The sequence below is a fragment of the Algibacter amylolyticus genome (assembly GCF_014202225.1).
Lineage (GTDB): Bacteria > Bacteroidota > Bacteroidia > Flavobacteriales > Flavobacteriaceae > Algibacter_B > Algibacter_B amylolyticus.
This window is the reverse complement of sequence record NZ_JACHGE010000010.1, coordinates 24962-39486: the sequence shown is the minus strand read 5'-3', so window position 1 is coordinate 39486 and position 14525 is coordinate 24962. Positions and strand designations below refer to the sequence as shown.

Genomic DNA, 14525 nt, shown 5'->3' with positions numbered 1-14525 from the left:
GTTAATAATCTAAATCTTTGAAACAGATATATGATAACTTGTATAGTTGTAATATAAACATATTTGGTTTAGAACCAATCAAGTTACGCTCCATTACTTTGTTGAACAACTTGTAAAAAAAACTTAGCAAGAAATTCAGTTTATATTTTTTTAGACTTACAAATAGGGAAAGTAATTTGTTGCTATGCTCTAAAAACATACGGTCGTTGTAAAGCTTTAATAAGGTGGTTATGAATTCTTGAACTTTGTTTAAATATATTTTATTGTTTTCTATTCCAAAATGATAAACTTCGTTATCTATGTGAAGGACATTAACTTTGTTTTCTTTTAGTAGTGCTCCAAAAAAATTATCTAAACCATAACTTTTTATTTTTATTTGCGAATTTAGAGTAGAAAAAATTGCCTTTTTAATAAGGAAATTCGCGGAAATAACTATTTGATAAGGGTTTAAGTTGCGCTTTTTAGCATTAACTTCTTCAAAATTTTTGCCAAAATTATACCGTAAGGTTTTGTTTTTTTGTGGTTTTATATTTTTGTAAGCAAAGCCACCATAAATAGCTTCGTAGTTGGAGTTAATATTTTTAAGATGCTTTATAATAAATTTATCAGATTTTGGCATTACATCGGCATCCAAAAATAAAAGCCAATTAAAGTTTGAATGCTCCGAGAGTATTTGTCTAGATTTTGTTCTACCATTATTTTTATTAGACACTATGATAGAGGCATGCTTTAGGCTGTCCACTATCGCTCTGTTTTCCTGAACAAATTTGGTTGATCCGTCTTCAATACAGATAATTTCAAAGCTAACTTTAGCATCAGTTGCTTGCTTATAGATTTCAGTTACTAAGCTTGAAATAGAATAATTATAAACAGGTATAAGTATTGAAAGCATAGTTAGTTTTTACGTTGCACCACTTCATAAACCTGATTCTCATCACACTTTAAGGTCTTACTTGGGTATTTTAATAGCAATGCGTAATCATGTGTAGCCATTAAAATAGTATTTCCGTTTTTATTAATATCTTGAAGTACTTCCATAACTTCAACACTAGTTTGTGGATCTAAATTTCCGGTAGGCTCGTCGGCAAGTATAAGTTCTGGGTCGTTTAACAAAGCTCTAGCAATAGCAACACGTTGTTGCTCGCCTCCAGAAAGTTCGTGCGGAAATTTAAAACCTTTAGTTTTCATATCAACTTTGGTTAAAACCTCTTCTACACGGGTTTTCATTTTGTCCTTATCTTTCCAACCTGTCGCTTTTAAAACAAAAAGTAAATTATCGTTAATTGTTCTATCCGTAAGTAATTTAAAATCTTGAAAAACCACACCTAATTTACGGCGTAAATACGGGATGTCTTTTTCTTTTAAGTTTTTTAAATCGAAATCAACAATATGGCCTTCACCTTCAGTTAAAGGTAAATCGCCGTAAAGTGTTTTCATAAAACTACTCTTACCTGTTCCTGTTTTTCCAATTAAATAAACAAAATCACCCTTGTTTATTTCTACATTTACGTTGGATAACACTAAGCTATCTCCTTGAAAAATAGATGCGTTTTTTAATTGTAAAATGGAATTTGACATAAGGTAATTAAAGATTTTGTTACTGATGTAAATGTATTATTTAAAACTTGAAAGTAAAAGTTTAACGTAAAAAGAATAAAAAAAGTCTAATGGCAATGGGTAATTGGTTTAATTGTCGATTATTCCGTCTACTGTATTCAATATTCTATCATTTCCTTGCATTCATTTTTTTAAACATTTGTTAACTTGATTATAATTATGGCACGATTTTTACGTTATTAATTTATCTTTGATTTTAAATTAAAAAACGAATCCTAAATGACTAAGAAAAGTATCGTTTCATTACTAGTAGCTATAAGTTTTGGTTTTCAAGTAATAGCTCAGCAATCTGCAACATATACAAGTAATTTAGTCGATTATCAAAAAGCATTATCGCTTTACAATAATCAACAATATAATGCTGCCCAATCCTTGTTTAGTACGGTTAAAAAAACAACTACTGAAGATGTTTTAAAATCCGATTGCGCCTATTATATTGCTAATTGCGCTGTGCGTTTAAACCAACAAAACGCAGATCAATTAATTGAGAATTTTGTAGAAGACTATCCTACAAGCACAAAAAGGAATACCGCCTACGTAGATGTAGCCGATTATTACTTCGAAAACTCCAAATATTCGTATGCCAGAAAATGGTATAATAAGGTTGATGAACAAGCTTTAAGCGGAAAAGAACGCGAAAAGTTTTACTTTAATAATGGGTATACAGCCTTTACAACTAAGCAATATAAAGATGCTAGAAAGTATTTAAGTAAAGTTGAAAACTCTCAAGAATTTGGCTCTCAAGCTAAATATTATATTGGTTTTATGGCTTATGAGGGTGACGATTATGATAGAGCCAATGAGTATTTCGAGCAAGTAAGCGACCAAGAACAATACAAAGAAAAGCTATCTTACTATCAAGCCGATTTAAACTTTAAATTAGGAAAATTTGACGAAGCTATTAAATTAGCTAAAGACCGGTTAGAAACTAGTGATGCTAACGAAGTTTCAGAGCTATCTAAAATTATAGGAGAAAGCTATTTTAATTTAGAAAAATACGCCGAGGCTATTCCGTATTTAACCAAATACAAAGGAAAAAAGGGCAAGTGGAGTAATACCGATTTTTATCAATTAGGATATGCCTATTATAAACAAAAGGATTACGAAAACGCTATTTCCGAGTTCAATAAAATAGTAGGAGGGAACAATTCAATTGCTCAAAATGCCTACTACCATTTAGCCGAAAGTTATGTGAACCTAAACAAAAAGCAGGAAGCTTTAAACGCTTTTAGAAATGCATCGCAAATGAATTTCGATTTAAAAATTCAAGAGGATGCTTGGTTAAATTACGCTAAAATTAGTTACGAAATTGGTAATCCTTATCAATCGGCACCACAAGTATTAGCAGGCTATTTAGAAAAATATCCAGATAGCAGTTTTAAGGATGAAATAGAAACGCTGTTAATCGATTCGTACATTACATCAAAAAATTACAAAGAAGCTTTAGCCTTATTAGAAAGTAAAAAAAGTTTCGAAAATAAAGTAGCCTATCAAAAAGTAGCTTTTTATAGAGGTTTAGAGTTGTATAACGAAGGCGATTATCAAGAAGCAGAAGCACTTTTTGATGCATCTTTAAAAGAATCTCAAGATCAAAAATACACGGCAAGAGCAACATTTTGGAAGGCCGAAGCCGATTATAATTTAACAAACTACGACGATGCTTTAATTGGATTCAAACAATTTCAACAACAGGCCCAAGCATCAGAAACTCCCGAGTTTGAAAATCTAGATTATAATCTCGCTTACACTTATTTCAAATTAAAAAATTACGATAAGTCTACAGAATACTTCAATACTTTCATCACTAATAAAAGAGAAGATCAATTAAGATTGAATGATGCTTATTTACGTTTAGGCGATGGTTATTTTGTGTCTAGCCAATACCAAAGTGCTATTTCTGCCTACGAAAATGCCATTAAATTAAATAAAATTGATTCAGATTACCCTGCATTTCAAAAAGCAATTAGTATCGGGTATGCGGGACAAACATCGGCTAAAATTAAGGCCTTACAACAATTTATTTCAGATTATCCAAAATCAAAATTACGAGACGATGCGCTTTACGATTTAGGTAATTCTTATATAAAAGACAATAATACAGCCAAAGGTATGGCAGCTTATAATCAGTTAGCAAGCGAGTATAGAATGAGCTCTTTTGTGCCAAAAGCATTGCTTCGTCAAGGTTTAGTGTATTATAATGGCGCCGAAAATGAAAATGCTTTAACCAAGTTTAAAAAAGTAGCTGGAGACTATCCAGGAACGCCAGAAGCAGTTCAAGCGGTATCTACAGCGCGTTTAATTTATATCGATTTAGGTCGTGTAGATGATTATGCCAATTGGGTAAAAAAATTAGATTATGTCGAGGTTACCGATGCCGATTTAGATAACGCAACCTACGAAGCAGCCGAAAAACAATATTTAGATAACAATACCGATAAAGCTATAAAACAATTTAATGGGTATTTAAATCAATTTCCTAATGGTTTACATGCTTTGCAATCGCATTTCTATGTGGCGCAATTGTATTACAAAAAGGATTTATTAGAAAACGCAGCACCGCATTATAAGTATGTTGCCGATGCTAGTCGTAACGAATTTACAGAACAAGCTTTAACGCGTTTATCGCAATTTTATCTGGAAAGTAAAAGTTGGAATAAAGCCATTCCTATTTTAAGCCGTTTGGAAAATGAAGCTAACTACCCGCAAAATATTGTATTCGCACAATCTAATTTAATGAAAGCCAATTATCAATTAGAAAATTATGACAATGCTGTGGCTTACGCCGAAAAAGTATTGGCGAGTTCTACTATCGATAATAAAATTAAAGGCGACGCACATATTATTATAGCACGTTCGGCAATTAAAACGGATAACGAAGCTAAAGCAAAAACAGCCTATGCAAATGTAGAAGGTGTTGCTACTGGCGAAACAGCTGCCGAAGCCTTGTATTACAATGCTTATTTTAAAACTAAGGAAGGTAAGCATGAGGCTTCAAATACTACGGTACAAAAATTAGCTAAAGATTATTCGGGGTATAAATATTATAGCGCCAAAGGCTTAGTGCTTATGGCTAAAAATTACTATGCTTTAAACGATGCGTTTCAGGCCACTTATATTCTAGAAAGTGTTATTCAAAACTTCTCAGAATTCGACGATGTGGTTTCAGAGGCAAAAACCGAATTAAGCAAAATCAAGAAGGAAGAAGCAAAAACAAATTCATCAATTTTACCAGAAGATTAATTTTAATAAGAAGTTAACATGTTATGCTTAAAACCACCTAAGCATGTCATCAATCGTAAAACAAAAAAAATCTATACGTATGCGCAAGCAAATTAAATATATATTAACCGTTGTTCTTTTTTTAAGTATCACTTTTGGGTTTGCTCAAAGAACTCAAAACGATACCATAAATACAGGTGTTATTGATGTTGTTAAACCCTATGTGCCAACAATTTCAGATGCGTTTAAGGTAAAGGAAGTGCCGTCTCTAGACGATGAAACTACCCAAACAAAAAAGGATATTAAGTACAATATATTTTCGTTCCCTGTGGCCTCTACATTTACACCGGCAAAAGGTAAAGCGGCCGTTGTAGAAAAACGTGCACCAACAAAATTATACGATAATTATGCTACTTTGGGCGTAGGGAGTTATACCACTATTTTGGGTGAGGTGTATTTAAATCAAGCACTAAGTCGTAACGAAAATATTGGCGGTTATGTAAGTCATCACTCCTCTGCCACAGGTATAGAGGATGTGGAATTCGATAATAATTTTTCCGATTCAAAAATTAACATCAATTACTCAAGTCAGTTAAGAGATTTATCATGGAAGGCCGAGGCTGGTTTCCAACATCAATTATACAATTGGTATGGTGTACCTGAATCACATGTCGCTCAAGCCAAATCGGATAATATGGATGGTAGCCATTCATTTTTTAATGCACATTTTGGAGGCGATGTTACCTTCGAAGATACATACATCAACTCAGGAAGTGTCTTTTTTAGACGCTTTTCAGACAACCAAGGCTCTGGCGAAAACAGATTTACAGCCAAAGCAAAAGTAGATGTGCCCATACGAGATATCGAAATTTCAACCGATTTTAAAATAGACTATCTAGGTGGGGCTTTCGATACAAATTATGATGGCACTAACGCCATCGACTATGGTAACTTTCAAGTAGGCTTAACACCAACTTACCAATTAAAACAAGACGATTTAACCGTTAATATCGGGGTGTCTTTAAATTATTTAAACGACAAAGCCTCTGGCGATAATAACCTTTACTTTTATCCAAATGTATCGGCAACCTACCGCGTAGTAAACGATGTTGTAATTGCTTATGCAGGTGTAAAGGGCGATTTAATTATTAATTCGTATTACGGTTTTGCAAACCAGAATCCATTTGTATCACCAACATTAGCAATCTCACCAACCGATCAGTTGTACAATGCATACATTGGCTTAAAAGGGAAACTTTCTAGCAATATGAGCTATAATGTAAGCGGCCGTTATGTGTCCGATAGAAATAGGGCCTTGTATAGAAACAACGACATCACAGCAACAAATCAAGACTACACCTATGGTAACTCCTTTGGTATTGTTTACGATAACATCGATACCTTTGGTGTGGCCGGCGAAATTAATGTCGATGTAAACCGTAATTTCAAATTAGGTTTAAAAGCCGAATACTTCTCTTATACTACCGATAACCAGGACGAAGCTTGGAATTTACCAGACATAAAAAGCTCCCTATTTATCGATTATCAAATAGACGAAAATTGGTTTGCAGGAGCCAATCTGTATTACACAGGCGAGCGTAAGGACCAATATTTTGTAAACGATGGTATAACTAATAGCGCGCCTTTAACCGTAACTTTAGATAGTTTTTTCGATGCCAACGTACACGTAGGGTATCATATAAACGAGCAATTTTCGGTATTTGCAAAAGCCAATAATATGGCAAATAACGCCTACCAAAAATGGCAGAATTTCCCGGTACAAAGCATTCAGTTTTTAGCAGGAGCAACATATAAGTTCGATTTTTAAACAGGTCCTTTTTTGTCATTCCCGCGAAGGCGGGAATCTCATGAAACATTATAAGGTTATAACATTATTTTGGGCGTTACCTGTTGCTCATGCCTACAAGGTTTTCAAAACCTTGCAGGATCGCAAAAGGTCAGGCTTTCCGTTGCTAGTCCTCGCACCTCCTACGTCGGGCTGTGGGCTTTCCACTGCAATCCTTAACGCGGGCTTGCACCAAGGTCATTAAGCCCAAGCAATCTTAAAGTACAAACAGTAGCTAGAATTTAACTAGTTTTGTAGTGTTATTAAAAACATCAGGTTATTAAAAAATTAGTCGTTATAGCGTTGTTTCTATCCATAAATGGATTCTCTCAAAATTTAGAATGCGGACAAAGTATAGATAGTGTTAAAAGCACATTAGCCGGCCAATGGAAATTAAAAGCTCTCAATACTAACAAAACCTATAGGTTTTGGTTTAATCAAGACGCAGGTTTTGTAGAGGTTCTAGAAGAATTAAACTTACCACCAAAAGCAGAACACACAGAAATAGGACGATTAGTTAAAAACGATCAAGCTGCGGTAAACATAAAACTAATAGATGGTGTATTTTTTATAGAAATGGTATATCCTTTCGGTACTGTGTCAGAGCAAATAGTTAAGCTAAATAAAAACACCTTTGTTTATGGCCAAGGCACAACAGCGCATTACTTTGTAAAGGATGTTAACTAAGCTGTAATTCTAGCCAAGTAATCAAAATGCTCTCCTTCTAAAACCAATTCGCATTTAAGATCTAGAGTTTCGCAAGCCAGTTTTAAGGTTTCAAAATCTAAATACAGCCACTTCATAGTTGTTTCTTCTTCGCCTTTATAACTCAAAAAATAATCCAATTCGCCGTAGTAGCTCGAATTCATATCCATCCAATAGCCACCATCTTCGTCTTCGTACATGTATTTAATATCCGAAGAGTCAATTAAAATTTGTCCGTTAGTATTTAATAGACTTTTTAAATGCGCTAGGTATTTAGATACCTGAGTTAATTCTTGAAAAATACCGGTGCCATTCATTAAAAGTAGAATGGTATCAAACGTGTTCTGTTCGTTTAAAAGGGGTAAAACTTCAGCATGTAAAACACCACGTTGTTTAGTCACTTCAATAGCACCTTTCGATACATCGATAGCTTTAACCTTAAAGCCTTTTTTTTGTAAATACAAACTATGAATTCCAGAACCACAACCTACATCTAAAACAGAACCTTTACAGAGTTTTAAAGCTTTTTGCTCTAATGCAGGCATGTCTTTAAAATCTCTAAATAAATAGGGAAGCGGTAGCACATCTTCATCCGAAATGTTAGTGGATGTTGTAATGTCCTCAGTGTAATTTCCGTTTTGGTAATCTAATAATGCACGCCCGAAAAGGTCTTTCATCAATATCGCTATTTTGTCATTCCCTCGAAGGAGGGAATCTTTTATTAATTTCTTTAAATAAGGCTAATCTCATTTCATTTCCGCGAAAGCGAAATAATGATAAAAAACACTATTTTTGCGCCATGCAAGACATTATTAACAATCTTCCAAAGCTGGCCAAAGATAAACATAACGAGAATAAAAAATTCTTTACCAAGCTAAAAAAGAAGGCGCCTAAAAATTTAGACTATATCATGCAAGATTTGCATGATGATGAATTTACACGTACCGATTGTTTAGCCTGTGCAAACTGTTGTAAAACTACTGGTCCACTTTTTACAGATAAAGATGTAGATAGAATTGCTAAGCATTTTAAAATGAAAACGCAGCAATTTATTAGTCAGTTTTTGCGTGTCGATGAGGATAATGATTATGTTTTGCAAACGGTGCCTTGTACCTTTTTAGGCGCCGATAATTACTGTTCTATTTACGATGTTCGCCCTAAGGCATGCCGAGAATTTCCACACACCGATAGAAAAAAGTTTCAGCAAATATCTAATCTCACTTTAAAGAATGTGGCCGTTTGTCCTGCCGCTTTTAATATAGTTGAAGAAATGAAGAAAAGAATAAAGTAGTATATTTAGAAAAAAACTAAATATTTGGAAGCTATTTTAAACTATTTCGAAACCATTCCAACCCACCACAGAGGATTAATTATTATAGGAGGTTTAACTCTTTTTTGGATTTTAGAAGGCATTATTCCTTTAATAGGTTTTAAATATAAAAAATGGAAACATGCTGTTCCTAATATATTTTTCACCTTAACCACTATTCTTGTTAATTTACCTTTAGCCTTTTTGTTTTTAAAATCGTCAGACTGGGTTATGGCTAATAATTTTGGTATTCTAAATTGGTTGCCAGAAATGCCTGTTTGGCTATATGGTATTCTTGGGGTGTTTTTAATAGATTGCATTGGTGCTTATTTACCGCATTTAATAGAGCATAAAGTAAAACCACTATGGATGGTACATTTGGTGCATCATTCAGACCATAATGTAGATACTACAACAGCCAATAGACACCATCCTCTGGAAAGTGTTATTCGGTATGTTTTTACACTAGCCGGAATTTTTATAGTGGGTACACCAATTGGTTTGGTGTTGTTATATCAGTCATTGTCGGTGGTGGCAACACAGTTTAATCATGCTAATATTCAATTGCCAAAAAAATTAGATAAATTACTTAGCTACGTTATTGTTTCTCCAGATATGCATAAGGTGCATCATCATTATAAAATGCCTTATACCGATTCTAACTACGGTAATATTTTTTCGGTTTGGGATAGACTCTTTGGAACCTATAAAGAGTTAGATACCGATAAGATTATTTATGGGATTGATGTTTTTCCAAACGAAAAACAGAATGGAAGCATTCCCCATTTATTAAAACAACCTTTTTTAAAATATCAAAAGTCAGAAGAAGTAGAATAGCAAGATTTTATTAGTCGTTCTCAATATCACTAATATGTTCTTCCCAGGCTTTTGCCGAAATTTGAATTTCTACAATTAAAAGCATAAGCGAGGCAATAAGTAATAATAAAGCCATCCCAAATATCCAAACAGCAATGGTGTTTTGTTGTATGTAAATTAAAAACATAGTTAATACACAAAACAGTAAACTGGTAATACCTAAAATTTGCATATATCTAGTAAGGTATAGTCTGTGTTTAATATTCCTAATTTGTTTGTAAAAACGCTTATCATGATTTTTTTGATACTTATCATACAAATCTCTTATAGCTGCTGTGTAGGCAATAAATCTGTTGGTATAGGCTAACATAATTAAGGAAATTGCCGAAAATAAAAGAGCAGGTGTAGTGAGCGTTAATTGTTCCATGGCGTATCATCTTTTAATTATGCTAAATTATAAATAACCAATTTGAATTTGGTATATTTAAATCGGTATTTTATCTTTCAGTATGCGAGAAGACTTCCTACACTACATTTGGAAACATAAAAAATTTCAAATTAATAATTTAAAAACTACTGCAGGCGAACCTGTTGTAGTAACTTCTGTAGGGCAGCATAATTATAATTCGGGCTCAGATTTTTTTAATGCTAAACTTAAAATAGGAGAGCAACTCTGGGCTGGTAATGTTGAGATTCACATAAAAGCATCAGATTGGTTTTTACATAATCATGAACAAGATCCGGCTTACGATAATGTTATTCTGCACGTGGTTTGGGAAGATGATACCGAAGTATTCAGAAACAACAATACCCCCATACCAACACTTGTTTTAAAAGATGTTATAGATGAAGCCTTATTAAATAATTATAAAAGACTGTTTGCTAAAGAGAATAAATGGATTAACTGCGAAAATGATTTTGGTGCTACTGATGCTTTTGTATTAACCAATTGGCTAGAACGTTTGTATTTTGAACGCTTAGAACGAAAATCTGAAACCATAGAATCGCTTCTGCAGGCATCAAATAACGATTGGGAGGCCGTACTATTTAAAATGCTAACTAAAAACTTTGGGTTGAAAGTTAACGGCGACTCCTTTTTTAGTTTAGCTCAATCCATAGATTTCTCTATTGTTAGAAAAACACAATCCAACCCTCAAGTTCTAGAAGCTTTGTTATTTGGGCAAGCAGGATTATTAAACCAAGATGTTCAAAACGCATACTATTCGGGACTAGAAAAAGAGTATGAGTTTTTAAAAGTAAAATTCAAGCTGACTAATTCTAATGTGTTGCCCATTCAGTTTTTTAGATTACGCCCACCAAACTTTCCAACTATAAGGCTGTCGCAATTGGCAAGTTTGTACGCTGCACATCAAAATTTGTTTTCTAAACTTATCGAAGGAAACACATTAGAGGACTTTTACAATCTTTTTAAAGTGTCCACCTCCCAGTTTTGGAAAACCCATTATACCTTTCAAAAGGAATCTAAAGCGTCAACCAAAACGCTTTCAAAGTCCTTTATAGACTTATTGCTTATAAATACCATTCTGCCTATTAAATTTAGTTACGCAAAACAAAAAGGTCAAGAAATAGATTCCGAAATTTTAGAAATAGCATCACTATTGGCTTCAGAAAAAAATAGTATTGTAAATGCGTTTAATGCTTTAAAAAAAGTGTCCAAATCTTCTATAGATTCTCAAGCCTTAATTCAATTAAAAACTGAGTATTGCGATAAGCATAAATGTTTACAATGTGCCATAGGAAATGCACTTATCAATGACTAAATTGTAATATTGTTTTAGGAATATAAAAAACTACTCTTTCATTTTTAGGCGAATTACTAAAATGGTGCGATATAATTTAAGATATCGATTTTAATACCAAAACTAGAACAATTACCGGTATAAACTTTTAAACTAAAAAAGTTAGTATTAAATTGCAGCATGAACAATATCTATAAACCATTATTGTTTTTTCAGAAACATGGCTACTACGTTTGCCAACGTATTGCCGATCGTTTTGGTATTCGAGCCAAAGTGGTTAGAACATCATTTATGTATATAACTTTTGTAACCGTGGGTTTTGGTTTTGCCTTATATATGTTTTTAGCCTTTTGGATGCGTATTAAGGATTTAATATATACTAAACGTTCATCGGTTTTTGATTTATGAATCCACTAATTAAGTTTTTTAGAACAAAAATTTACACAGCCGTTTTTCTACTGGTTGTTATTATGCTTATTGGTGTTTTTGGTTATGTAATGATTTCTGGCTATTCGCTAGTCGATGCGCTTTACATGACTGTTATAACCATGACAACCGTGGGTTTTGGCGAGGTGGTTCCTTTAGATGATCAATCAAAGATTTTTACAATATTCTTAATTTTGGCTAGCGTAGTTATAGTGGGTTACGCTTTATCTGTAATTACCGAATACATTTTAAGTAAAAATGACGTAGTAGAATTAAAACAGAAGAAGATGCAAAAAAAGATGGATGGTTTTAAAAATCACATTGTTATTTGTGGTTACGGTAGAAACGGTAGGCAAGCAGCCGTAAAACTTAAGGCTCACGATAAAGAGTTTATTGTTATTGAAAAAGATAAAGAGTTGGAGGAGCGTTTACAGCTCGACGATGTGCCTTATGTAATTGGAAATGCTAATGAAGATGAAGTACTTGTTATGGCAGGAGTAGATAGAGCATCTTGTTTTATATCTGCGCTTCCAAACGATGCCGACAACTTATTTGTGGTGCTTTCTACACGACAGTTAAATAGTAATATAAACATTATTAGTCGTGCATCAAATGAGTCGTCTTATAATAAATTAAAATTTGCGGGTGCCGATAATGTAATATTACCAGACAAAATTGGTGGCGACCACATGGCATCTTTAGTTGTGGTTCCTGGTTTAATGGAATTTATAGATAATCTATCTATTGTAGGAAAGTCAGGGATTAACATAGAGGAAATTGCTGTAGAGAAATTTTATGATTCTACTAAGCCTAGAACAATAAAAGATTTAGACCTTAGAAGAAAAACAGGATGCACCGTTATTGGTTATAAAGATGAGAATGGTGAATATGTAGTTAATCCTGAGGCAGATATGGCATTAGCACGTAACTCTAAAGTGATTGTTTTAGGACGTCCGGAGCAGATTGAAGCACTAAATAATGAGTACGATATCGATTAGCGTATTTGCTTTTTTAACAACCATAGTTTTAAAAAATCAATTTTTTTTAGCATCTTGCTTATCTTTAATAAGAATCTTTCAATAAAAAATTAACTAACAACTACCTTATGAAGAAATATCTTCTTTCAATATTAACATTAATAATTCCAATTTTAACTTTTGCCCAAGAAGAAGAATTAGGTCTAGATGAAAAAATAGACCAAGCTTTTGCTCCAGTAGCACAATTTTTTACAGATGTCATTTTCTTTCCTATATATCAAGACGATGTATATACCATTCCTTTTGTTTTAGTCCTTTTAGTAGGAAGTGCTTTATTCTTCACAATTTATTTTGGATTTCCTAACATTCGATATTTCTGGACTGCTATTAGTACAGTAAGAGGGAAATATGAAGATATAGAAAAGCATGGTGCTAAAGAACTTTACGGTGAAGGCGGTATTGCTCAAGGTCAAGATTTATCGAATGTTGATATAGAAGAGCATTTAATAAGTGTTGAAAATGATTTAGCGGTAGATGGTGATATTGTAGATACTATTCGTGATGAAAGTTCAGAAGGTGAAGTGTCCCATTTTCAGGCCTTAGCAACAGCTGTTTCTGGTACTGTTGGTAATGGTAATATTGCAGGTGTCGCCTTAGCTATTGCGCTTGGTGGTCCTGGAGCTACATTTTGGATGATAGTTTGTGGATTACTAGGAATGTCAACAAAATTTGTAGAGTGTACTTTAGGTGTTCAATATAGAGATGTTGGCGAAGACGGAACCGTTTACGGTGGTCCAATGTATTACATAAGTAAAGGACTTAAAGCAAGAGGCTTTAAAACTATAGGAAAAATTGCAGCAGGTATTTTTGCAATATTCTGTATTGGTGGTTCTTTTGGTGGTGGTAACGCTGCACAATCTAATCAAGCAACCATTGTAATTAAAGAATTATTCAACTGGCAAAGTACCGCTGCAGGAGCTATTGTAGGACTTGTATTGGCTGTTTTAGTCGGTGTAATAATTATAGGTGGTATTAAACGTATCGCTCAGGTAACAGAAAAAGTAGTGCCCTTTATGGCTATTATGTACATCGTAGCATGTGTATATATCATTCTAAGTAATTTTACTTTAATTGATGATGCTGTTAGCCTAATTATTAAAGAAGCTTTCAACCCTACAGCATTTGGAGTTGGTTCTCTAATAGGTGTTTTATTAGTAGGTTTTCAGCGTGCTGCCTTTTCTAACGAGGCTGGTGCAGGTTCGGCATCTATTGCGCATTCCGCAGTAAGAACTAAATATTCTGCTTCCGAAGGTTTAGTAGCTTTATTAGAGCCTTTTATCGATACGGTTGTAATTTGTACCATGACGGCTTTAGTTATCGTTATTTTTAACCTAGGTGGTTTCTTCGAGTACGGAGGCGATGGTTCTGGAGCTATTTATATTGATGGTTTACCTTATGAAGGGGCCGGAATAACATCGCAAGCTTTTGCACAATATATACCGTATTCTAATGTATTCTTAACTATTGCAGTAGTGTTATTTGCAGTATCAACTATGATCTCTTGGTCGTATTACGGATTACAATCTTGGAAATTCTTATTTGGTAGAGGTAAAGTAGCAGATTTAGTTTATAAAATTTTATTCTTAACCTTTGTCGTAATTGGTGCAGCAGCAAGTATGAACTCTATTTGGTCATTCTCTGATGCAATGATATTTGCTATGATTTTCCCTAATATGGTTGGATTGTTCTTATTATTCCCAGTGGTTAAAAAACAATTAAAACGTTACTTAGATGCTATCAACCTTAAAAAAGAGGCGATAGATTCGTAGATAAATATTAAAATTAAAATA

13 protein-coding genes are annotated in these 14525 nt (G+C 33.5%); 9 read left to right on the top strand and 4 right to left on the bottom strand.

Annotation, left to right across the window (positions count from 1 at the left end):
- Nucleotide 1 precedes the first annotated feature (1 nt).
- Both HNQ90_RS15765 and HNQ90_RS15760 read right to left on the bottom strand, forming a co-directional pair.
- The gene (locus HNQ90_RS15765; protein ID WP_144116634.1) at nt 2-892 is read right to left on the bottom strand and encodes a glycosyltransferase family 2 protein; all 891 of its coding nucleotides are present in this window, start codon (nt 890-892) and stop codon (nt 2-4) included.
- 2 nt (nt 893-894) lie between these two features.
- Nucleotides 895-1578 (bottom strand): cell division ATP-binding protein FtsE, encoded by a 684-nt coding sequence (locus tag HNQ90_RS15760; RefSeq protein ID WP_144116633.1) that lies wholly within the window; start codon nt 1576-1578, stop codon nt 895-897.
- Nucleotides 1579-1836: 258 nt separating this feature from the next.
- Between HNQ90_RS15760 and HNQ90_RS15755 the strand changes: the two genes are divergently transcribed.
- The 3 genes from HNQ90_RS15755 (at nt 1837) to HNQ90_RS15745 (ending at nt 7369) form a co-directional block, all read left to right on the top strand.
- Entirely contained in the window at nt 1837-4857 is a 3021-nt protein-coding gene (locus HNQ90_RS15755) for a tetratricopeptide repeat protein (protein ID WP_144116632.1), read from the top strand.
- A 43-nt stretch (nt 4858-4900) separates the two neighbouring features.
- Entirely contained in the window at nt 4901-6664 is a 1764-nt protein-coding gene (locus tag HNQ90_RS15750) for a TonB-dependent receptor (protein WP_241678367.1), read from the top strand.
- 321 nt (nt 6665-6985) lie between these two features.
- A complete protein-coding gene (locus tag HNQ90_RS15745; protein WP_144116631.1) occupies nt 6986-7369 on the top strand; it encodes a hypothetical protein in 384 nt (127 codons plus the stop codon).
- Here HNQ90_RS15745 and HNQ90_RS15740 read toward each other — a convergent pair.
- A complete protein-coding gene (locus HNQ90_RS15740; RefSeq protein WP_144116630.1) occupies nt 7366-8064 on the bottom strand; it encodes a class I SAM-dependent methyltransferase in 699 nt (232 codons plus the stop codon). The genes HNQ90_RS15745 and HNQ90_RS15740 overlap by 4 nt on opposite strands.
- A gap of 122 nt (nt 8065-8186) precedes the next feature.
- Here HNQ90_RS15740 and HNQ90_RS15735 point away from each other — a divergent pair, with 122 nt between their 5' ends.
- Complete coding sequence (locus tag HNQ90_RS15735) at nt 8187-8678, top strand: YkgJ family cysteine cluster protein (RefSeq protein ID WP_144116629.1); 492 nt, start codon at nt 8187-8189, stop codon at nt 8676-8678.
- Nucleotides 8679-8702: 24 nt separating this feature from the next.
- Entirely contained in the window at nt 8703-9533 is an 831-nt protein-coding gene (locus HNQ90_RS15730; RefSeq protein ID WP_144116628.1) for a sterol desaturase family protein, read from the top strand.
- A 10-nt stretch (nt 9534-9543) separates the two neighbouring features.
- On the opposite strand, the gene HNQ90_RS15725 is transcribed toward HNQ90_RS15730, so the two are convergent.
- Entirely contained in the window at nt 9544-9939 is a 396-nt protein-coding gene (locus tag HNQ90_RS15725) for a DUF2721 domain-containing protein (protein ID WP_144116627.1), read from the bottom strand.
- 82 nt (nt 9940-10021) lie between these two features.
- On the opposite strand from HNQ90_RS15725, the gene HNQ90_RS15720 reads away from it, so the two are divergent.
- The 4 genes from HNQ90_RS15720 (at nt 10022) to HNQ90_RS15705 (ending at nt 14504) form a co-directional block, all read left to right on the top strand.
- Nucleotides 10022-11293 (top strand): DUF2851 family protein, encoded by a 1272-nt coding sequence (locus tag HNQ90_RS15720; protein WP_144116626.1) that lies wholly within the window; start codon nt 10022-10024, stop codon nt 11291-11293.
- 159 nt (nt 11294-11452) lie between these two features.
- Complete coding sequence (locus HNQ90_RS15715; protein WP_144116625.1) at nt 11453-11680, top strand: PspC domain-containing protein; 228 nt, start codon at nt 11453-11455, stop codon at nt 11678-11680.
- Complete coding sequence (locus HNQ90_RS15710) at nt 11677-12696, top strand: potassium channel family protein (RefSeq protein ID WP_144116624.1); 1020 nt, start codon at nt 11677-11679, stop codon at nt 12694-12696. The genes HNQ90_RS15715 and HNQ90_RS15710 overlap by 4 nt, the downstream gene beginning before the upstream one ends.
- 107 nt (nt 12697-12803) lie before the next feature.
- Complete coding sequence (locus tag HNQ90_RS15705; RefSeq protein WP_144116623.1) at nt 12804-14504, top strand: alanine/glycine:cation symporter family protein; 1701 nt, start codon at nt 12804-12806, stop codon at nt 14502-14504.
- Nucleotides 14505-14525: the final 21 nt, after the last annotated feature.

Bases quoted from the DNA above. Each gene is read 5' to 3' on its own strand.
- HNQ90_RS15750 (WP_241678367.1), top strand. From the start codon at position 4,901: ATGTCATCAATCGTAAAACAAAAAAAATCTATACGTATGCGCAAGCAA.
- HNQ90_RS15715 (WP_144116625.1), top strand. From the start codon at position 11,453: ATGAACAATATCTATAAACCATTATTGTTTTTTCAGAAACATGGCTAC.
- HNQ90_RS15710 (WP_144116624.1), top strand. From the start codon at position 11,677: ATGAATCCACTAATTAAGTTTTTTAGAACAAAAATTTACACAGCCGTT.
- HNQ90_RS15765 (WP_144116634.1), bottom strand. From the start codon at position 892: ATGCTTTCAATACTTATACCTGTTTATAATTATTCTATTTCAAGCTTA.
- HNQ90_RS15760 (WP_144116633.1), bottom strand. From the start codon at position 1,578: ATGTCAAATTCCATTTTACAATTAAAAAACGCATCTATTTTTCAAGGA.
- HNQ90_RS15740 (WP_144116630.1), bottom strand. From the start codon at position 8,064: ATGAAAGACCTTTTCGGGCGTGCATTATTAGATTACCAAAACGGAAAT.
- HNQ90_RS15725 (WP_144116627.1), bottom strand. From the start codon at position 9,939: ATGGAACAATTAACGCTCACTACACCTGCTCTTTTATTTTCGGCAATT.
- HNQ90_RS15705 (WP_144116623.1), top strand. From the start codon at position 12,804: ATGAAGAAATATCTTCTTTCAATATTAACATTAATAATTCCAATTTTA.
- HNQ90_RS15735 (WP_144116629.1), top strand. From the start codon at position 8,187: ATGCAAGACATTATTAACAATCTTCCAAAGCTGGCCAAAGATAAACAT.
- HNQ90_RS15720 (WP_144116626.1), top strand. From the start codon at position 10,022: ATGCGAGAAGACTTCCTACACTACATTTGGAAACATAAAAAATTTCAA.
- HNQ90_RS15755 (WP_144116632.1), top strand. From the start codon at position 1,837: ATGACTAAGAAAAGTATCGTTTCATTACTAGTAGCTATAAGTTTTGGT.